This is a genomic window from Nocardia yunnanensis (genome assembly GCF_003626895.1).
Taxonomy (GTDB): Bacteria; Actinomycetota; Actinomycetes; order Mycobacteriales; family Mycobacteriaceae; genus Nocardia; species Nocardia yunnanensis.
The window spans coordinates 3,103,502-3,123,737 of the sequence record NZ_CP032568.1 but is presented as its reverse complement, the minus strand read 5'-3'; the positions used below and the strand labels follow the sequence as shown (position 1 = coordinate 3,123,737).

General features: G+C 68.3%; 18 protein-coding genes and 1 pseudogene. 9 read left to right on the top strand and 10 right to left on the bottom strand.

The features are described from left to right. Positions 1-93: 93 nt before the first annotated feature. Both miaA and D7D52_RS14500 read right to left on the bottom strand, forming a co-directional pair. Positions 94-1,014 carry a tRNA (adenosine(37)-N6)-dimethylallyltransferase MiaA gene (gene miaA, locus D7D52_RS14505; protein WP_120736837.1) on the bottom strand — a complete coding sequence of 307 codons (921 nt, stop codon included), beginning with the start codon at positions 1,012-1,014 and terminating at the stop codon, positions 94-96. Continuing rightward, entirely contained in the window at positions 1,011-1,820 is an 810-nt protein-coding gene (locus D7D52_RS14500; RefSeq protein ID WP_120736835.1) for a class III extradiol ring-cleavage dioxygenase family protein, read from the bottom strand. The genes miaA and D7D52_RS14500 overlap by 4 nt, the downstream gene beginning before the upstream one ends. A 176-nt stretch (positions 1,821-1,996) precedes the next feature. Here D7D52_RS14500 and D7D52_RS14495 point away from each other — a divergent pair, with 176 nt between their 5' ends. The 3 genes from D7D52_RS14495 (at position 1,997) to D7D52_RS14485 (ending at position 4,771) form a co-directional block, all read left to right on the top strand. Beyond that, positions 1,997-3,508, top strand: a complete 1,512-nt coding sequence (locus D7D52_RS14495) for a DUF349 domain-containing protein (RefSeq protein ID WP_187703152.1) — start codon at positions 1,997-1,999, stop codon at positions 3,506-3,508. Further along, entirely contained in the window at positions 3,469-3,864 is a 396-nt protein-coding gene (locus D7D52_RS40560) for a helix-turn-helix domain-containing protein (protein WP_484297967.1), read from the top strand. The genes D7D52_RS14495 and D7D52_RS40560 overlap by 40 nt, the downstream gene beginning before the upstream one ends. A 121-nt stretch (positions 3,865-3,985) precedes the next feature. Continuing rightward, the gene (locus tag D7D52_RS14485) at positions 3,986-4,771 is read left to right on the top strand and encodes a phosphatase (protein ID WP_120736832.1); all 786 of its coding nucleotides are present in this window, start codon (positions 3,986-3,988) and stop codon (positions 4,769-4,771) included. Positions 4,772-4,775: 4 nt separating this feature from the next. Here D7D52_RS14485 and D7D52_RS14480 read toward each other — a convergent pair whose 3' ends face one another. Continuing rightward, positions 4,776-6,095: a hypothetical protein gene (locus tag D7D52_RS14480; protein ID WP_162958316.1), complete on the bottom strand. Its 1,320-nt coding sequence runs from the start codon at positions 6,093-6,095 to the stop codon at positions 4,776-4,778. A 373-nt stretch (positions 6,096-6,468) separates the two neighbouring features. After that, complete coding sequence (locus D7D52_RS14475; protein ID WP_120736830.1) at positions 6,469-7,473, bottom strand: GlxA family transcriptional regulator; 1,005 nt, start codon at positions 7,471-7,473, stop codon at positions 6,469-6,471. Between the two features lie 95 nt (positions 7,474-7,568). On the opposite strand from D7D52_RS14475, the gene D7D52_RS14470 reads away from it, so the two are divergent. Continuing rightward, the gene (locus tag D7D52_RS14470; protein ID WP_120736828.1) at positions 7,569-8,993 is read left to right on the top strand and encodes an MFS transporter; all 1,425 of its coding nucleotides are present in this window, start codon (positions 7,569-7,571) and stop codon (positions 8,991-8,993) included. Positions 8,994-9,066: 73 nt separating this feature from the next. Here the strand turns inward: D7D52_RS14470 and D7D52_RS14465 are convergent, their stop codons facing one another. Continuing rightward, entirely contained in the window at positions 9,067-9,648 is a 582-nt protein-coding gene (locus D7D52_RS14465) for an Rv2732c family membrane protein (protein ID WP_120744110.1), read from the bottom strand. A gap of 302 nt (positions 9,649-9,950) precedes the next feature. Beyond that, positions 9,951-11,516, bottom strand: coding sequence for a tRNA (N6-isopentenyl adenosine(37)-C2)-methylthiotransferase MiaB (gene miaB / locus D7D52_RS14460; protein ID WP_120736826.1), 1,566 nt, complete (start codon positions 11,514-11,516; stop codon positions 9,951-9,953). Positions 11,517-11,673: 157 nt separating this feature from the next. Here miaB and D7D52_RS14455 point away from each other — a divergent pair, with 157 nt between their 5' ends. The 5 genes from D7D52_RS14455 (at position 11,674) to D7D52_RS37740 (ending at position 15,366) form a co-directional block, all read left to right on the top strand. Continuing rightward, entirely contained in the window at positions 11,674-12,402 is a 729-nt protein-coding gene (locus D7D52_RS14455; protein ID WP_162958893.1) for an amino acid ABC transporter ATP-binding protein, read from the top strand. 52 nt (positions 12,403-12,454) lie between these two features. Beyond that, positions 12,455-13,294: a glutamate ABC transporter substrate-binding protein gene (locus tag D7D52_RS14450; protein ID WP_120736822.1), complete on the top strand. Its 840-nt coding sequence runs from the start codon at positions 12,455-12,457 to the stop codon at positions 13,292-13,294. Between the two features lie 82 nt (positions 13,295-13,376). After that, positions 13,377-14,057, top strand: coding sequence for an amino acid ABC transporter permease (locus D7D52_RS14445; protein WP_120736819.1), 681 nt, complete (start codon positions 13,377-13,379; stop codon positions 14,055-14,057). Beyond that, the gene (locus D7D52_RS14440; protein ID WP_120736817.1) at positions 14,054-14,980 is read left to right on the top strand and encodes an amino acid ABC transporter permease; all 927 of its coding nucleotides are present in this window, start codon (positions 14,054-14,056) and stop codon (positions 14,978-14,980) included. Before D7D52_RS14445 ends, D7D52_RS14440 begins: the two co-directional genes overlap by 4 nt. A 107-nt stretch (positions 14,981-15,087) precedes the next feature. Next, positions 15,088-15,366, top strand: coding sequence for a hypothetical protein (locus D7D52_RS37740; RefSeq protein WP_162958315.1), 279 nt, complete (start codon positions 15,088-15,090; stop codon positions 15,364-15,366). Between the two features lie 32 nt (positions 15,367-15,398). On the opposite strand, the gene D7D52_RS14435 is transcribed toward D7D52_RS37740, so the two are convergent. The 4 genes and pseudogenes from D7D52_RS14435 to recA all read right to left on the bottom strand — a co-directional run bounded on the left by D7D52_RS14435 (position 15,399) and on the right by recA (position 20,093). Beyond that, positions 15,399-15,821, bottom strand: coding sequence for a pyridoxamine 5'-phosphate oxidase family protein (locus D7D52_RS14435; protein ID WP_120736815.1), 423 nt, complete (start codon positions 15,819-15,821; stop codon positions 15,399-15,401). Between the two features lie 73 nt (positions 15,822-15,894). Further along, positions 15,895-16,587: a hypothetical protein gene (locus tag D7D52_RS14430; protein WP_120736813.1), complete on the bottom strand. Its 693-nt coding sequence runs from the start codon at positions 16,585-16,587 to the stop codon at positions 15,895-15,897. A gap of 518 nt (positions 16,588-17,105) precedes the next feature. Further along, a pseudogene (locus D7D52_RS14420) lies at positions 17,106-17,576 on the bottom strand (regulatory protein RecX); the annotation flags it as partial. A gap of 1,479 nt (positions 17,577-19,055) precedes the next feature. After that, positions 19,056-20,093, bottom strand: coding sequence for a recombinase RecA (recA, locus tag D7D52_RS14410; protein ID WP_120736809.1), 1,038 nt, complete (start codon positions 20,091-20,093; stop codon positions 19,056-19,058). Between the last annotated feature and the right edge of the window lie 143 nt (positions 20,094-20,236).

Below are 20,236 nucleotides of genomic sequence, written 5' to 3'. Positions count from 1 at the left end.
CCGACATCCACGGCGCGAATCTGGCGTGTCCGCACACCCTGGAGTGTCCGGGCGCGATCCGGCGGGAGGCCGTGTGGCAGTGCGCAGTTCGGGCTAGCGGGCGGCGACGGCCGCCTGTTCGATCAGGGCGAAAGCCGTCGCGGACAGGGCCGGATCCGCGCCGTCGACCCAGTGCACGCGCTGATCGCGGCGAAACCACGAACGCTGCCGGCGGACGTAGCGGCGGGTGCCGATGAAGGTGCGCTCCCGCGCCTCGGCCAGGTCGTATTCGCCGTCGAGGAAATCGAGGACCTGGGCGTAACCGATGGCGCGGCGGGCGGTTTGGCCGTGGCGCAGCCCCTGCGCGATCAGCTGTTCGGTCTCCTCGACCAGCCCGGATTCGAACATGGTCGCGGTCCGCAGTTCGATGCGGGCGTCCAGTTCGGCGGTGTCGCGGTCGACGCCGAGGATGACCGTGCCCCACCGCGGTTCACCGATCTGCGGGGCGGAGGCGGCGAACGGTTTACCGGTCAGCTCCACCACTTCCAGCGCGCGCACCATGCGGCGGCCGTCGGTGGGCAGGATCGTCCGCGCGGCCACCGGATCGGCCTGTTTCAGGGCCTCGTGCACGGCGACGGTGCCGCGATCGGCCAGCACCGCTTCCCATTTCGCGCGGATCTCCGGATCGGTGGCCGGGAAATCCCAATCATCCAGCAGCGCTTGGACATACATCATGGAACCGCCCACGATGACCGGGGTGTGGCCGCGGGCCATGATCGCCTCGACGTCGGCGCGGGCGGCGGTCTGGTAGGCGGCCACGGTCGCGGTCTCGGTGATGTCGAGCACGTCGAGCTGATGATGCGGGATGCCGCGGCGTTGCGCGACCGGCAGTTTCGCGGTGCCGATGTCCATGCCGCGATAGAGCTGCATGGCGTCGATATTGACGATCTCGCCGTGCAGGCGTTCCGCCAGCGCCAAGGCCAGATCGGATTTCCCGGTGGCGGTGGGGCCGACGACGGCGACGGGGCGGGTCATCGCGGCGCGCCCGGATCTCGGGGTTGCGCACCGGGACGCCACACGCTGACGTGGTACGCGACCCCGAACGGGGCGTCGGCGTACAGGGTTTCGACCCGGGGATCGAGCGGGTCGGCGGCGAACAGCCCGGCCAGGGCCTGGTAGGCGGGGCGGCCCTCGACCTCCACCTCCGCGCACTGCCGGGTGTCGAGCGCCGCGAGCGCCTGCCGATCCCCCGCGCTCAGGGCCCGATCGATAGTGGACTGGACAGCTTCCGCGCGTTCGTCGAAATAGCGGGGGGCCTTCAGCGACAGGGTTGCCGCACCGTCGCCGACGACCAGCACCGCGCTCGGCTCGGGTTCGGCGTCGAGTTCCGCGCGCAGGCGGCGGCCGAAGGTCAGGGCCTCGTCGGCGGAGGCATCGGCCGAGATCAGGCGGCATTCGGCGACCGCTGCGGGAGCGACCTTTTCGCGCAGCCAGCCCGCGATCAGGGCCGGCAGCGGCAACAGCGGGTCCGGGCGGCGGTCGGCGGCGACCCGTTCGGCCACGGATCCGGCCAAACCAACCCGGACGTCCACGCCGTATCCCCGGAATGTGCCCACCGAGTCCGAACCGATCACCCGGTCCGCTTCCGCGCCGGAGCTCTGCTCCGCATCCGCCACGCCGACCACGATCCACCGCGACGCGCGGGCCGACAACTCCCCCGCCGCCCGCAACACCGCAGCTCGCAGCGTCGCGAGCACACCGTCGGCCGCCGCACCGGCCGCGCCCTCGAGTTCGGGCACCAGCACGGGCGGTGAGGGAACCAGCGACGCAACACAGAACACGCCGTCAACCGTAGCGCTAACGCACCTCACCAGCCCCACCCCGGCCGCACCGCCGCGCCGCCGAAGCGGGCTCAAAGACAGCATTTCCCATCTCAGCCTGGTTGAATGGGATGCAGTGAGACCGATGAGCTAGGGCGTAACCAGGCAGCCGTGACGCGCGGCAGGGACGAGGAGCAATGACCGAGAACCACGGAACCGAGAAGGCTACCCACCCGGAGTCGACCCCGACGCCCAAGCCCGGCGCCGCAGTGCCCACCCCGAGCCCAGCCCCGGTCCCCACCCCCAGCGACAGCCCGATCCCCACCCCGGGAGCCGCCGCGAAGACCCCCGGCGACACGGCCAAACCGTCCCCCGCGGACACCGCGCCCCGGCCCGGCGGCCCGCGTCGCAAACCCGAATCGCCCAAACCCCATGCCGTCAAACCCACGCCCGGCCCGGCCACCCCGCACCCGCATCCGGTGGTCGTGCCCTCGGTGAGCGATCCCAGCCAGTGGGGGCGCGTCGACGACGACGGCACTGCCTGGGTCAAGACCGCCGACGGGGAACGCGTCATCGGTTCCTGGCAGGCCGGCGACGCCGCCGAGGGGCTGGCCCATTTCGGTCGCCGCTTCGACGATCTGGCCACCGAGGTGGCGTTGCTGGAGGCCCGGCTGGCCGCCGGCACCGACGCCCGCAAGACCAAGGCCGCCGCCACCGCGCTTGCCGAAACATTGCCGAGTGCCTCGGTCATCGGTGATATCGACGGTCTGACCGCCCGGCTGCGGGCCATCATCGAACACTCCGACGAGGCGGCCGCGCACGCCAAGGAGGAGAAGGAACGCACCCGGCACGAGCAAACCGAGCGCAAAGAGGCACTGGCCGCCGAGGCCGAGCAGATCGCCGCCGAATCCACCCAGTGGAAGGTCGCCGGGGACCGGCTGCGCGAGATCCTCGACGAGTGGAAGACCATTCGCGGCGTGGACCGCAAGGTCGACGACGCGCTGTGGCGGCGTTTCTCCAAGGCCCGGGAGGCGTTCAATCGCCGTCGCGGTGCGCATTTCGCCGAACTCGATCGGGAACGCGCCTCGGCCAAGACCCGCAAGGAAGAGCTGTGCGTGCGGGCCGAGGAACTGTCCGGGTCGACCGACTGGTCCGGCACCGCGGCCGTCTTCCGCGACCTGCTCACCGAGTGGAAAGCCGCCGGCCGCGCCCCCCGCGAGGCCGACGAACAGCTGTGGCGGCGCTTCAAGGCCGCCCAGGACATCTTCTTCGCCGCCCGCAATTCGGCGGCCACCGAACGCGATCACGAGTTCGAGCAGAACGCGTCCGCCAAGGAAGAACTCCTGGCCGCCTACGCCCACATCAACCCCGACACCGACCTGGAAGCCGCGCGCAACGCCCTGCGGGAGCTGCAGGAGAAGTGGGACGCCATCGGCAAGGTCCCGCGCGAGCGCATGCACGACCTGGAATCGCGGCTGCGCGCCATCGAGAAGAAGGTCCGCGAGGCCGTCGACGCCCAATGGCGCCGCACCGACCCGGAGGCCATGGCCCGCGCCGCCCAATTCCGCGAGCGCGTAGCCCAATTCGAGGAACAGGCCGCCAAGGCCCAGGCCGCCGGCAAGACCCGAGACGCCGAAAAGGCCCTCGAACAAGCCAAACAGTGGCGCGAATGGGCCGAAGCCGCCGAAGGCGCGGTCAGCCAGCGCTGAGTCGTTCGATGCGGGCCGCGCCGAAATTCTCGGCGCGGTCCACCGCAGAGATGAGCAGGCACACGGCATTTCGGTACCGACTGGGCCCGACGGTCGAGATGCTCTCTCGTCATGCCGGAGCGGCACGATTCGCGTTCAATACGTGTGGAAACGCACCGACCGCTGGATCAATCGCGGTGACGCGCGATAAGGCGGCGACCAGTTCGATGAGGTTCTGCTGGCCCGCGAGCACCCGCACCGGGGACAGTGCCGCGCGCGGCCACCGCGAGTGCGATCTCGCGTTCGGAGTCGTCGCCGGTGCCGACGCACTCGCGCCCGTTCTTCGCGCGGCTGCGAGCGAGTGCGGCGGACTGTGAGTGGGGCACTGCCACCGGTGCGGTCGACGTGGTCCGCACTCGGCCCCGTTGGTGCGCGCGCTGGATTCGATTGCGCCACAAACAGATATCGCCGCGCGGAGACGGTGGTTAGTCTCGGGGTATGGCACCGAGTCGGGAAGAGTTGATCGCGCATCTGGTCGCGACCCGGATGGCGGGGGAGGTCGCCACTCCTCGGGAGAACAACCTCGCGCATTATTGGCGGCTGTCGCAACAGGATCCGGGATATCTGCTCGGGCTCGACATCGGGCCCGAATGGGATGCCGCGGCGATCTTCGATCTCATGGTCCGCAAGGTCGGCATCCGCCCGCGTCGCGATAACCTGCGCGGCGTCGACACCATCGACCCGGAACGCACCGCGGCGGCGTTGGATCGCTACGCCGCCCGCTTCGACAAGGCTCTCCGGCAACGCCAGCGGGTCCTGTTCGCCACCGGCCACCCCCAGCGCCTCACCCGCATGTACCAGCGGTTGGCGCGGGCCCTGTCGGAGGCGGGCGGCACGATCGTCACGACCGGCGCCGGTGCGACCTGGGACGACCAGACCCACTACGGCATCCAGCACCTGACGATCGAATACGTCCAGGGCGTCGCCAATCTCGTAGCCCCCCGCGGCGCGATCCACACCCATTCGGCCATCCCCATCCAACTGGCCCTCGACGCCCTGCACCGCGCCGGTGAGCCCTCCCCGGATCTCGTTGTAGCCGACCACGGTTGGTGCGGCGGCGCCGCCCAAGCCGGCATCGACGCCATCGGCCTCGCCGACTGCAACGACCCAGCCCTCTTCGTCGGCGAGGAAATCGGCACAGTCGCCGTAGCCGTCCCCCTAGACGACGGCCTCGCCCCCGACCACTACGACCTACTCGCCGACTACATCCTCCGCGACGCCTGACCTGCTACCCGCAGATATCCCCCGGCCAATCGTCACCGCCGGCCGGCGTCGAATCAGTGGCCTTCAGGTGGCGGTAGGCGAGGGACCCATGGCAGTCACCCTTGTCGGAGGCGAGCAGATCGACCGGTTTCGTGCCGCCGCCCTCCCCAGCCGGCACGCATGCCTGCCCGTGCCCGACCGCGGTCGCACCGCCCCAGGAGTCCCATCGCACGGCGGTGATGGTGTTGTCGCACAGCGAGTTGATCGACAGGTCCGATGGTTTCACCGACCCGAATCCCACGCTGTACCGGTCCTGGGCACGCCCCAGAACCGGCTGGGCGGTCTGGGTGACCGTGAATCCGGCGGTACCCAATCCGGCGCCCTCCGTCACCGCCCCCGCGACGCTGACGAACAATGCCGAGATCACCCCGGCGACCGCGCCGATGACCAATGCGCCGGCGGCACCACCGAGTTCACCGAGGCAGTCCAGCATCGCCTTGCCGAACGCTCCCACCTTGGCGGCGAAGTCGGCGCCCGACAGCCCGTCGATGCCGCCGACGACATCCGCGAGACAGCCGAGTTTTGTCGTGTCCGACTGGAGTTTGTCGATCAGACCGAACTTGACGCCGAACAACTGTGAGGCCGCGTCGATCTCGTCGAGCGCCACCGAGACCAGCGACAGTCCGGCGTCCATGGCCAACTGCCCATAGGCGGGTACATGATCGGCATCGAAGGGTATCGCGGCCTTGTCTCCCGGCACCATGACGGAAGTCCGTGCAGTGTTGCTGGTCTGGTAGAAGATGCCAGCGGCAATGGCCCCGGCCAAGTCCCGGCCGTGCGATTCGAGGCCGCCCAGCGGCGGACTCGTACGCACCAGCCACGCCCACCCAGAGTTGGAGTTCAGTTCCAGGCGGTAACCGGTGTCGGTGGTGATCAGACATGGCCAGGCGACATCGCGATCCACGGCCGACACGGTGATGGTCGCGCCGGCCGGTGCGTTACCGGCGCAGTCCGGCTTCGGGAAGCGCAGCCCCAGTGCGGCATTGATGCCATCGCCGATCGTCTTGCCGAATCCGGCCGGGTCGAGCCATCCCGGCAGAAAAGACGACAGGTGCGTGGCATCGGCCGCGAGGGTCGCGCTCGACTCGTCCCATTGGGCGGGCAGCAGATCCGGCGTGTGCGCGGCATCACTGGACCGGGTGAACACCACCAAGGCATGCCCAGCCTGGCGTTGTGCGTCGACGGCCGCGCGGTCGAGGGTGAACCGCAAATGGACCGGGCCGGCCGGCTGGGCCCGACCTTGGGCCAGCGTGACCTCGACCGCGGGTCCGAATGCGTGCAGCATTCCGTCCATTGCGGCGGGAACGCCCGTATCACTTTGCGCCACAGCGATTTCGGTGCCTGGCTCGGCGACACCGGCCGCCGCGGACACTGCCACAGAGCCCACGCGCACCTCGACGGGGCCGGTCCCGATCGTCGCGTGCTGGAGCTGTGGTCCCGGTGCGGGTTTCGACGCGGAACAGGCCGTGAGGAATGCCGTGGCAGCGACCCCGGTAACCAAGAGGGCGAGTGGACGCAGGTAGCCGCGCCGCCGTGACCGACGGGTTTCCCGGATCGCGCCTGACGCACGCACAGTCCGAGTATGGCGGTCCAAACGCCGTATGGAGTGCCGGTTCCGAGAACTCACCGCAATCACACCGGTCGGATCTTTGTCAAGCTCAGGGGATTTCGATGGTTCCGGTGATGACTTCGTGGCGGGTGGGGCGGTGGGAGCGGCGGTATTCGGTTGGAGAGAGGCCTACTTCGCGGTTGAAGTGGGTTCGGAGGTTGGCGGGGCTGCCGAGGCCGCAGCGGTCGGCTACGACGTCGACGGGGAGGTCGGTGAGTTCGAGGAGTTCGCGGGCTCGGATGAGGCGTTGGGTGAGGAGCCAGCGCAGGGGGGTGGCGCCGAGTTCGGCGTGGAAGCGGCGGGCGAGGGTGCGTTCGGAGAGGTTGGCGTGGGCAGCCAGGTCCGAAACCGTCAGGGGGCGTTGGAGATTGGTGAGGGCCCATTCGAGGGTGGCGGACAGGCCCGAGTCGGCGGGGTGGGCGGGGACCGGGGATTGCAGGTATTGGGCTTGGCCGCCGGCGCGGTGCGGGGAGACCACGAGGTAGCGGGCGGCGGCGTTGGCGGCCTGCGCACCGAGGTCCTTGCGGATGAGATGGATGCACAGGTCCATGCCGGCCATGGTGCCGGCGCTGGTGAGGATGCGGCCGTCGTCGATGTAGAGGACGCCCGGGTCGATGTCGAGGTGGGGGTGGCGGGCGCGCAGCATGTCGATGTAGCGCCAATGCGTGGTCATCCGGCGGCCGTCGAGCAGTCCCGCCGCGGCCAGCACGAACGCGCCGGTGCACAGCGAGGCGATGCGCGCGCCGCGCTCGTGGGCGGCGCGCACGGCCTCGACCAGGTCGGCGGGCGGCTCGACGCGGACGCTGGGGGTGGAGGGCACGATCACGGTGTCGGCGCGAATCAGGTCGTCGTAATCGTGATCGGTCAAGGCCACGAACGGATCTCGCAGCGCGGCGTGGCGGGTGTCGCGGGGCCCGCAGAGCCGGAAGTCGTACCAGGCGGCGGGTTCGACGCCGATCGGCGGCTCGGAGAACACCTGATACGGGATGGCCAGCTCGAAGATGGGCATCCCGGGCGCGACGGCGACGGCCAGCGTGCCGGGACTCGATTCCATGCGACCACGCTACCGCCGCATCGTGTCAGAAATCTAGCGCAGTGTGGCATTCCTGCCACTCGTGGCGGCGGCCGAGACTTCGGATAGTCGAAGACATGACCACGACGACCGAACGCACACCACCGGTCCCCCGATCGGAACCGCCTCTCCCCCAACCGGATACGGCCCCCGACCCGCGCCGCTGGCGGGTACTCGCCATCGCGGCGATCGCCCAATATCTCGCCATCCTGGACCTTTTCGCGGTCATCGTCGCGTTCCCCGCCTTGCAGCAGTCCTTCGGGGACGCCTCCACCGGCACGGTCTCGTGGACGCTGAACGCCTACACCATCGTGATGGCCGCCCTACTCGTCCCGGCGGGCCGGTTCGCCGACGACACCGGCCGCAAACGCGGATTCCTGCTCGGCATAGCGCTTTTCGGCCTGGCGTCCATCGCCTGCGGCCTGGCCCCGAACCTGGCGATCCTCATCGTCGCCCGCATCGCGCAGGCCGCGGCCGCCGCCCTGCTCATCCCGACCGGGCTGGGTTTGGTGCTGCCGGTGTTCCCGAAGCGCGAGCACACCACCGTCATGGGCATCTGGACCGCCATCGCCGCGGCGGGCGGCGCCAGCGGGCCGGTGATCGGCGGCCTGCTGCTGCAGGCCGGCTGGCGCTGGATCTTCCTGCTCAACGTGCCGTTCACGGTGGTGGCGTTCGCGTTCGGGCTGCGCGTGCTGCCCGATATCGCGCAGCGCGCCAACCGGCGGCTGGATCTGCTGGGCGCGGCACTGATCCTCGGGTCGACGGCCGCGTTCACCACGGTGTTCGTGCAGGCCACCGACTGGGGTTACCTCGCGCACGCCACCGTGGCCTGCCTGCTCGCCGCGCTCGCGCTGACCGGCCTGTTCGTCTGGCACGTGCGCCGTCACCCCGACCCGGTGGTGAGCCCGACCGTGCTGCGGCACAAGCCGTTCCGCACCGCCACCCTCGGCGTCTTCTGCTACTACCTCGCCTTCGCCGCCATGATCTTGGAGGCGACGCTGTTCATGACCGAGGAATGGCACTACTCGACGCTGCGCGCCAGCCTGGGCGTGGCCGCCATGCCGATCAGCTGCCTGCTGATGTCACCGTTCTCCGGCCGGTTCGTGGCCCTGGTCGGGGCGCGCGCCTCGGCGGCACTGGGCGGCGCGGCCATCGCGCTCGGCTGCGCCTGGTGGGTGCTGGCCAGCGGATTCTCGAATTCCTATGCGCTGGTGATGATTCCGGGCTCGATCCTGGCCGGCACCAGCACCGCGCTGCTGCAACCGCCGCTGTTCGGAGCCTCGACACTGCTGCCCGCCGACCAGATCTCGCTGGGCTCCGGCACCTTGATGATGGCGCGCCAGACCAGTTCCGCGCTCGGCGTCGCCATCCTCACCGCCATCCTGGGTGACGCCGCGACCAGGACCATGACGGAATTCCGGGCGGGCTGGATCTACATGGTGGTCGCGGGGCTGGCCGCCACGGTCGCCGGACTCGCCTACCGGCCCGAACGCGCCGGCTGACGGCAAAGGCCCGGCGGCAATCGGATTCGATCGCCGCCGGGCCCTCGCGAAATCTCAGTACTCCCGCGAAATCTCAGTCCTCGCCGAACAGCCGGCGACGCTGCTGCTCCTCGGCCTGCGCCTCCGCCCGCCGGCGCTGCTCCTCGGCGGCCAGGTGCACATTGGTGCGCGCCCACACCACCCGCACCCAGTGGAAGGTCAGCACCATGATGGCGACGGTCGCCACGATCAGCCCGACACCCGGACCCGCGCCGTGATAGTTGCCCAGCCCCGGAGTCTGCCGATGCCAGATCGACAGCACCCCGAACACGCTGCCGATGGCCGAACCCGCGACCGCGATCCACGCCAGCAGCCAGCGGCGGGTGATCAGCGCCAGCATCGAGAAGGCGATGCCGAACACCACCACGAACCACACGAAGATCCGCGACGGCAGCCCGATGTGATCGCCCTGGGCGACCGTGTCGTACAGCAGCACATCGAAACCGCGGGTCTTGCCCGCGTGCGGCAGCACCAGCGAGGCCAGCAGCACGAACACCGACCCGGCGACCACCATGGCGCGCACGCCCGGATCGATCTCCCCGGCGATCTTGCGTTCGACGGCCTCGAGGTCCGCGCGGAACTGTTCGAAGTCCTGATGGTTCTCGGCGGCCTTCATGGTCTCCTCGTTCGCCTCGGGTGCCGCCTCGGGCACCGATTCTGCCTGTGCTGCCTGCTCTTCGGGCGTGTCCGGCTTCGGGTGGTCACCCGGCTCGCCGGTGGGCTGCTGCTCGGTCATTCCGCTCGCGATCCTCGCTCACGCCTGGCGCCGTGGCACAGCGGCGGCGCGGGTACTGGTGTGGTCGGCGGCGTGCGGTCCGGATTCCGCCACGGTCGAATCCACCCGCACGTACCCCAGGCATCCTGCCCTATGACGCTGCGTAGTTGACATCGGCCCCCGCTGCCGGGCGGCCCGGAGTGTCAATCGCCGCAGGCGGAACCGCACCCGGCCGCGGCGGTCTCCACGACCACCGGCGCGCCGATGCGGGGCAGTCCCAGCCCGACGCCGATGGGCGCGGTCTTGGGGGTGACGCCGCGTTCGTGGGCGTCGCCCGCGCGGGTGCGGCGGTGGGTCAGCACCTGGCCGTCGGCGATGAGGTAGTGCGGGGCCGCGCCGGTGACCTCGATGGTGACGACGTCGCCGGGCCGAATCTCGCTGCCGGGGGCCGGGTTCGCGGTGGGCCGGAAGTGCACGAGGCGCCCGTCGCGCGCGCGACCGGACATGCGGGCGGTCTTGTCGTTCTTCTTGCCCGCGCCCTCGGCGACCAGCAACTCGACCGTGGAACCGATCAGCGCCTGATTGCCTTCCAGCGAGATCCGCTCCTGCAGCGCGATCAACCGGTCGTAGCGCTCCTGCACGACCTCCTTGGGCAGCTGATCGGGCATGGTCGCGGCGGGCGTGCCGGGCCGGATCGAGTACTGGAAGGTGAAGGCGCTGGTGAACCGCGCCTGCGCCACCACATCCAGGGTCGCCTGGAAATCCTCCTCGGTCTCGCCCGGGAAGCCGACGATGATGTCGGTGGTGATGGCCGCGTGCGGCATGGCCGCGCGCACCTTCTCGATGATGCCCAGGAACTTCGCGCTGCGGTAGGAGCGGCGCATGGCCTTGAGCACTCGATCCGAACCCGACTGCAACGGCATGTGCAGCTGCGGGCAGACATTCGGCGTCTCGGCCATGGCCTCGATCACGTCGTCGGTGAACTCGGCCGGATGAGGGGAGGTGAAGCGGACCCGCTCGAGCCCCTCGATATTTCCGGTGGCGCGCAACAGTTTCGCGAACGCGCCGCGATCGCGCTCCTCGGTCGGGTCGGCGAAGGAGACGCCGTAGGAGTTGACGTTCTGCCCCAGCAGCGTGACCTCGAGCACGCCCTGATCGACCAGCGCCTGCACTTCGGCGAGCACGTCGCCGGGCCGCCGGTCGACCTCCTTGCCGCGCAACGCGGGCACGATGCAGAACGTGCAGGTGTTGTTGCAGCCCACCGAGATCGACACCCAGCCCGCGTAGGCGGACTCGCGCTTGGCGGGCAGCGTGGACGGGAACGCCTCCAGCGCCTCGATGATCTCGACCTGGGCTTCCTCGTTGTGGCGGGCCCGCTCCAGCAGCACCGGCAGCGAGCCGATGTTGTGGGTGCCGAACACCACATCCACCCAGGGGGCCTTCTTCACGACGGTGTCGCGGTCCTTCTGCGCCAGACAGCCGCCGACCGCGATCTGCATGCCGGGGCGGCCGGCCTTGATGGGCGCGAGGTGGCCGAGGGTGCCGTACAGCTTGTTGTCGGCGTTCTCGCGGACCGCGCAGGTGTTGAAGACGATGAGATCGGCGGTCGCGCCGGTCTCGGCCTTCACGTAGCCGGCGTCCTCGAGCAGACCGGAGAGGCGTTCGGAATCGTGCACATTCATCTGGCAGCCGAAGGTGCGGACCTCGTAGGTCCGCGCATCATCGAGGACTGCCTCACCACGTGCTGAAACCTGCGCCAACGAATTCACCCAACCAGGGTAATGGCTGGGCTGGTCGGCCCCTCAACCCCGTCCGATATCCACCGGCGCACCCGTCTGCCGCCCAAAGACGAGCAAATCGGGCACAGTGTGGATAGGGTCACTGGTCATGACCGACCCTGCCGATTCCATCAGCACCACCGCGCCGATGATCTCGATGCGGAATGTGGACAAGCACTTCGGCTCGCTGCACGTGTTGCGTGACATCAATCTCGAGGTGCCCCGGGGGCAGGTCGTGATCGTGGTGGGGCCTTCGGGCTCGGGCAAGTCGACGCTGTGCCGGACCATCAACCGGCTCGAGACCATCGACTCCGGGGAGATCGCCGTCGACGGCGTCACCCTGCCCGCCGAAGGCAAGGCGCTGGCCAAACTGCGCGCCGACGTGGGCATGGTGTTCCAGCAGTTCAACCTGTTCGCGCACAAGACCATTCTCGAGAACGTGATGATGGCGCCGGTGAAGGTGCGCCGCATCGACAAGACCAAGGCGCGCGCCCGGGCGCTGGAACTGCTCGACCGCGTCGGCATCGCCAACCAGGCCGACAAGTATCCGGCGCAGCTGTCGGGCGGCCAGCAGCAGCGCGTGGCCATCGCCCGCGCGCTGGCCATGGATCCGAAGGTGATGCTGTTCGACGAGCCGACCTCCGCGCTCGACCCGGAGATGGTGTCCGAGGTGCTCGACGTCATGGTGCAGCTGGCCCGCGACGGCATGACCATGCTCGTGGTCACCCACGAGATGGGTTTCGCGCGCCGCGCCGGCAACCGGGTGCTGTTCATGGCCGACGGGCAGATCGTCGAGGACACCGAGCCCGAATCCTTCTTCACCGCACCGAAATCGGATCGCGCCCGGGACTTCCTGGGCAAGATCCTGTCCCACTGATTCCACTCCCCAGGCAAGACTTCCCACACTCCACGAGAGAACAGGACGTTCGATGAGGATCAACCACGCAATCCGGATCGCCGCCGGAGTGGCTGCCCTGGCGCTCACCGTCACCGCGTGCGGCGGCAGCAGCAACAAGACCGCCAGCCAGCACGCGGCCGACGGCAAACTCACCATCGGCATCAAATACGACCAGCCGGGGCTGGGGCTGCAGAACAAGGACGGCAGCTACAGCGGATTCGACGTCGATGTCGCCAAATTCGTCGCCGACAAGCTGGGTGTGAAGCCGGAGAACATCACGTTCAAGGAATCGCCGTCGGCGCAGCGCGAGACGCTGATTCAGAATGGGCAGGTCGATTTCATCGTCGCCACCTACTCGATCACCGACGCGCGGAAGCAGAAGGTCGATTTCGCGGGGCCGTACTTCATTACCGGGCAGTCGCTGCTGGTGCGGTCGGACAATACCGATATCACCGGGCCGGAATCGTTGAACGGCAACAAGAAACTGTGCTCGGTCAAGGGTTCGACGCCGGCGCAGAACATCAAGGACAAGTACGTGTCCGCGAAGGAAGTGCAGTTGCAGGAGTACGACACGTACTCGCTGTGCGTGGAGGCGTTGAAGTCCGGCGCGGTCGATGCGGTCACCACCGACGACATCATTCTGCGTGGTTACGCGGCGCAGTCGCCGGGAGCGCTGAAGGTGGTCGGCAATACCTTCACCACCGAGAAGTACGGGATCGGCGTAAAGAAGGGCGACACCGAATCGCGCGGCAAGATCAATGACGCCATCGACGCCATGATCTCCTCCGGCGCGTGGAAGGCGGCGCTGGAGAAGGAATTCGGCTCCACCGGCATTCAGATCCCCGAGCCGCCCAAGGTCGACCGGTACTGATTCACGGACGCGTGCCGGGTGATTTCCCGATCGACGAAATCGCCCGGCACGCTTCGTTTTCCATCGGAGGAATGGGGCAGTCGTGTTCGACTTGATCTCCAATTATCACAGCAAACTGCTCGACGCGTTCTGGGTGACCATCAAACTGACGCTGTATTCGGGATTCTGGGCGCTGATCCTGGGCACCCTGGTCGCGGCCATGCGGGTGTCGCCGATTCCGATCGCGCGCGGGATCGGGACGCTGTACGTCAACATCATCCGCAACACGCCGCTGACGCTGATCATCGTGTTCTGCTCGATCGGGTTGTACTCGACGCTGGGGTTGCGGCTCGCGGCGGAGGGGCCGGACAGCATCTCGCAGAACAACTTTCGTTTCGCGATCATCGGATTGAGTGTTTACACGGCGGCTTTCGTGTGCGAATCACTGCGCTCGGGCATCAATACGGTGCCGTTCGGGCAGTCGGAGGCGGGGCGGTCGCTGGGGTTCACCTTCGGGCAGAACCTGCGCTATGTGGTGCTGCCGCAGGCGTTCCGGGCGGTCATCGCGCCGCTGGGCAGTGTGCTCATCGCCCTGACCAAGAACTCCACCATCGCCTCGGCCATCGGCGTCGGTGAGGCCGCGCTGCTGATGGCGGAGATGAACGAGAACGAGGCGGCCGTGCTCCAGATCGGCGCGATCTTCGCGCTCGGATTCGTGATTCTCACCCTGCCGACCGGCTTGTTCTTCGGTTGGCTGGCCAAACGATTCGAGGTGGCGCGATGACCGCGTCCGTGCTCTACGACGCGCCGGGGCCCCGGGCGCGGCTGCGCTACCGCGTGTATTCGGTCATCACCATCCTGGTGCTGGCGGGGGCGGCGTGGTTCGTGTACCACGGGCTCGCGGACAAGGGGCAGTTCACGGCCGAGAAGTGGAAGCCGTTCACCGACGCGGGGGTGTGGAAGACGTATCTGCTGCCCGGGTTGCGCGGCACGCTGGTGGCGGCGGCGCTGTCGATCGTGCTGGCGCTGGTGCTGGGCATGGTGTTCGGGATTCTGCGGCTGTCGGATCACCGCCTGGTTCGGTGGGTGGCGGGATTCGTGGTGGAGGTCTCGCGCGCCATTCCGGTGCTGATCCTGATGATCTTCCTGTTCAATCTGTTCGCCAAGAACAATGTGTTTCCCTCCGATCAGCTGGCGCTGTCGGCCGTCGTGCTGGCGTTGACGGTGTACAACGGATCGGTCATCGCCGAGATCGTGCGCTCGGGCATCAAATCGCTGCCCCGGGGGCAGTCCGAGGCCGCGGTCGCGCTGGGGATGCGCAAGACGCAGGTGATGCTGTCGATTCTGCTGCCGCAGGCGATCACCGCCATGCTGCCCGCGCTGATCTCGCAGATGGTGGTCGCGCTCAAGGACTCGGCGCTGGGTTACCAGATCACCTATCTGGAAATCGTGCGCAAGGGTACGCAGCTCGGTGCGGCGGAACAGAATCCGATTCCGTCGCTGATCGTGGTGGCGATCATCATGATCACCATCAATTATCTGCTGACCGTGGTAGCGACCCGGGTGGAGAAGTGGCTGCGCACCCGCAAACGGGGCACCGGGACCGCGTTGCGGGCCGGGGCCATCGCGCCGCCGCCCGGGATGAACGCCATCATGACCGATCAGACGGTGCCCGGCGTGATCGGCAACGCACGGCCCGGAAACTGACCCGAAGTCCCGGTTGGCGCGCGCGGCGCCCCAACCGGGACCCGGCATTCCGGAAATGCTGCGCCGACCTGCGGACAATGCGCGGCTCAACTCGCATACTGGTTTTCATGAACGAAGACGACAGCGCTCGAAGAGAATTCGTCTTCGGGCTTTTTCTCCTCACCGTCATCGCACCGCTCGCCACCGGACTCGCCACCTTCGCGGCCATGCTCGGGGCCATGCGGATCTCCGAGGCTCTGTCCCGGCTACGCGCGCACCGCGACCGCGACGCGGCCGGCGAGCCGGTACCCGTCCGCCCCGCCGCTCAACGTCCCCGCCACCGCGTACGACAGCGCCACACCCGCCGGGTGCTTTCGAACAGCCGCCCCGGCGGAGCACTGCACTGACCGGTCGCGCCGCTCCTGTGCTCGAAACGGGTTCAGGCCGCGCCCATATCGGCCGAAAGCCACTGCTCGGGCCGCATGAACACCGCCACCTGCGGCCCCAGCGATTCCGCGAACTTCAAATAGGGCTCGACCTTGTCCGCCGGTAGATACCGCGCCGCCATCTCGTGCAGCATCGCCTCCGTGGCGGGCTCGATCCGCAGTACCGCCCCCTCCGCGGTCACATACCGCACCCGAGGCTCCACCGTCTGCACCATCAAGCTGAACCGCCCAGCCCCCTCCAGCGCCCTGACCTTCCTCGATTCCGCCCCGGTAGTAACCCACAACTCCCCGCCAGGCGAATACTGATACCAGATCGGCACATTCAGCGGAGCCCGATCCGAACCCACAGCCACAGCAAGCGCACCAATATGCGGCTGAGCCAGAAATTCCTGTCGTTCCTGCAACGTCAATGCCATACCCCCACGGTACGACCCCCCACCGACAAGATCGCCCCCTCCCACCCACGCTGTGGGCACAACCCATCAGGCCTCATCGATCGGTAGGCGGCACCCACTTCGGTTCGGGGGTCGCGGTGACGAACGCTGTGGCAATGTCGTAGGCGTTGGCGAAGGTGTCTGCCTGCTGTGGGTCCGTGTGGTGGCGTTCGAATGCTCGTAAGAGGCTGTCTTGCACGTCCTTACGGGCGATCCACGCCTGCAGCTCAGGGGAGCAGGGTTGAACGGGCAGTGAAACGATGAACTTGGCGAGGCTGTGATCTGCTTCCTTGTCCTGCATGCTGTCCCATCTCGACAGGAACGGTTCCAGGGGAACGTTCACGGCGGACAGGGCTTCGAGGAAGGCGGCGGGATCGGCGAAAGCACCTATTCGCGATGGCGATTGGGATAGGAGGGCCAGCCATATCTGGTTCAGGTAGCGGTCGATTGCCGCCTGTTCGACGGGCGGCCACGACCGCCAATCCCACTGGGTCAATTTGCCGAGCACGATGGTGGGGTCGAGTTCGTTGGTGGTTGCGAGGTGCTCGAGCAGCAGGGGCAGCAGGGCCTTGACGTCGGCGCTGTCTCCGACGGTGTTTCCCAGTTTGATGCTGAGCCAGAACAGGTCGGCGTCCGCGACCTGTACCGGTGGGCCGCAATGCGGGCAGCGGTCGAGGATGGGGCGACGGGGGTAGGGCGCGAATGCGGCGGAAAGGTCGCGTAGGGCGGCGGTAATACCCTCGGTCATTCAGCGATTATCACAGGTCCGGGGGGCGGCGTTGGTCAGTGTCGCTCTGCTAGCTCGGCTTTCACCACTGCGAAGGCGGTTGACTGACTGATTCCGCGGCGGGCCAGCATGCCGACTAGGCGGCGGATTGCCTTGTCGCGGTCCAGGTCTGCGGGGATGCTGCGTAGTTTGGTGCGGACCAGGTCCGTTGCGCGGGTGTGCTCGTCGTCGGGTTGCTCCGAGGCGGGGAGGCTCTCGGTATCGGGGGTGTCGTCCTCGGCGGGCTGTGAGGCTGCGGCGGCGGTGAGTTGTTCGGTTACGACTCGGTAGGCGAGGCCGGAGTTGTAGCCGCGGCGGGTCAGGAGGCCGACCAGGCGGCGGGTGGCTGTCTCTCGGTCGATTTTCGGGGAGAGGGTGCGGAGCTTGGATTCGACCAGTTCGGCGGCGGAATCGGCGTCTTCGGAAGGAAGTTCGCGGTTTGGCGCGGGTGGCTCGGTGACGGGGCGTTGGGGGGCATCGGACATCGGTGTCGTGTGGGTGCGGGGGAGCTCGACGGTGACGACCGCGTAGGCGGTGGCGGGGTTGTAGCCGCGGCGAGCAAGCATGGCGACGAGGCGGCGAACTGCCTTGTCGTGGTCCATGTCTGGTGGGAGGGTCGCCAGTTTGCGGCGAACGAGGTCTGCGGCTCGGGCGGTCTCGGCTTCGGCGGTCACCGATTCCAGTGCGGGTTCGGCGTCTTCCGGCGCAATTCCCTTGCGCCGCAACTCTTCGGCGAGCACCTTCTTCCCGCGGCCGGAGTAGGTGTGGCGGGAGTACACCCACTGCTGGGCGAACACCGCATCGTCGATCAATCCCACCTCGGCGAGACGATCCAGCGCCCGCTTGGCCACGCCGGGCGCAAACCCCTTGTCCGCCAACCGGCCCGCCAGCTCGGCCCGGCTGCGAGCTCGATCGGCCAGCATCCGCAGACAGACCTCTTTGGCCTGCGCCTCCGTCCCTCCCCCTACCGGCCCGGGCTCCCGCGCCTCCGCCGATGTCCCCTCACGCCCCCGCCCGGCGCGCCGACGCCGCGTGCGATCCCCCGCCGAAAACTCATCCTCGACACCATCCTCCCCAACACTCCGCGCCGCCTCATCTCCATCCCCCCGGCGCCGACGCCTTCCCCGCCGACTATCGCGGCGAGGGCCAAAGACACCATCCTCGCCGCCGAAGTCGTCCGAATAATTACCGCCGAAGTCGTTCGAATAGTTGCCGGCCGCAACCGAACCGCCACCGTCCCGACGACCACGACGCAGGGGCGAGTCAGCGTCTCGGTCGGGCCGATCTTCATCGGCCCGTTCATTGTCGGGTTCCCAGCCAGCTTCATTGTCGGATTCCCTGCCAGCCGACCGAGCCCGCCGACGACTGGGCCGCCGTGCACCATCCTCGAACTCGGAAGCTCCCCCGGAGTCCACCGGCCCACCTACACCCGTGGAAGCCCGCCGACCCTTCCGCCCACCACGCACCTCGGAGTTGGCCGCGCTCCCAGCGGCTTTCACTGCCGCCGTGGCCTCTGCCAACGCGGCCCGAGCCGCCCGCAGCTTCTCCTCCCGACTCGCTGTGGGCAAAATCAGCGCTTCCCCAACATGATTCGATCCGTGGGCGCTCGAGACGAGCCCGCCACTCGGCTCCGGGTAGGCCGGGATATCGAACTCAGCGACCTTCCGGCGCTGCGGCGGCCCGTCGCCGGTGACATCCGCCCAATCGGTGCGATCAGCCGACTCGAAACCTGAGCCGATGGCGGTCGGCTCTCCCAACGCAGGTTGTGCGGCACTCAGCTTGTCTTCGCGACTTGCTGTCGGCGAACTCGGCGTTATGCCGATGTCTGTTTGCCTGGTGGCCTTCGCTGGGCGGTGGGCTGTGCCCCGGGCTGGTTCGCCGGGTCCGGGGGCAGTGGGCGCTTCCTCTCGCCACTGCCCCCGGGCGACGCGTCGCCCCGCGGGCGGATTGTGGGGCGGGTTGGGTGAACCAGGCTCGGAGGATTCATCTGCACATGCGCTGCGGCGCGCCGACTCCCAGTGAGCCCCCGAGGATTCATCTGCGCGTGCGCTGCGGTGTACCGGCTCCCCATAAGCCTCTGGGGATACGTCTGCGGGCGTACGGCGGCGGGTGAGTTCTCCCTGCGGCGCTGGGGATTCCGACGGGTGCGGTGAGGGCGAAGCGTCGGTGGTTTTCCATGGGGAGTTGCCGGCGAGGTCGGGCTCGGTGGGCGGGGGGTACGCGGCGGCAGAGGGGCCGTAGTTCCAGGCGCCGACGCCCGTGGCGTAGGGGTCGGCGGAGTCGTGGCCGAAGAGGTCGTGGCTCGGCTCGGCGGTGCGGGGTCGGGGGGTGCGCGGGGGGCGAGCGTCGCGGGACGCCAGTTGGCGGCGGAGGCGTTCTACCGCGTCTAGGCGGGGGGTGGGCCCCGGCGAGTCAGGCCGGGGCCCTTCGGAATCCCGAGAGGTCATCGATCAGAAGTCGGCGGCGGCTGCCTCGTCGACGGTGACGTCGGCGCCGATGCCGAGCTTCTCCTTGATCTTCTTCTCGATCTCGTCGCGGACGTCGTTGTTCTCGAGCAGGAACTTGCGGGCGTTCTCCTTGCCCTGGCCGAGCTGGTCGCCCTCGTAGGTGTACCAGGAGCCGGACTTGCGGATGAAGCCCTGATCGACACCCATGTCGATGATCGAGCCCTCCTTGGAGATGCCGACACCGTAGAGAATGTCGAACTCGGCCTGCTTGAACGGCGGCGCGACCTTGTTCTTGACGACCTTGACGCGGGTGCGGTTACCGACGGCGTCGGAGCCGTCCTTCAGGGTCTCGATACGGCGCACGTCCAGGCGGACCGAGGCGTAGAACTTCAGCGCCTTACCACCGGTCGTGGTCTCGGGCGAGCCGAACATGACGCCGATCTTCTCGCGCAGCTGGTTGATGAAGATGGCGGTGGTGCCCGAATTGTTCAGCGCGGAGGTCATCTTGCGCAGCGCCTGGCTCATCAGGCGGGCCTGCAGACCGACGTGGCTGTCACCCATCTCGCCCTCGATCTCGGCGCGTGGCACCAGGGCGGCGACGGAGTCGATGACGATGATGTCGATGGCGCCGGAACGCACCAGCATGTCGGCGATTTCGAGGGCCTGCTCACCGGTGTCCGGCTGCGAGACCAGCAGCGCGTCGGTGTCGACACCGAGCTTGCGGGCGTAGTCCGGATCCAGCGCGTGCTCGGCGTCGATGAAGGCGGCGACACCGCCGGCGGCCTGCGCGTTCGCCACCGCGTGCAGGGCGACGGTGGTCTTACCCGAGGATTCCGGGCCGTAGACCTCGACGATGCGCCCGCGCGGCAGGCCGCCGATGCCGAGGGCCACGTCCAGCGAGATGGACCCGGTCGGAATCACCGAGATGGGCTGCCGCTGCTCCTCGCCCAGGCGCATCACCGCGCCCTTGCCGAAGCTCTTCTCGACCTGCGCCAACGCCAGTTCGAGGGCCTTGTCACGATCGAAAGCCGCTGGTGCCATTGTCTGTTCCCCTTCTCAACGGGTGTGTCCTGCTCTGTGGTTGGCGCCCACGTTAGAGGGAGGCACCGACAAGTTCCGACGACGAGCTTAGACGAACAGATGTTCGACGCAAGCGACGCGCGGCACGACACGCGAAAGACCTG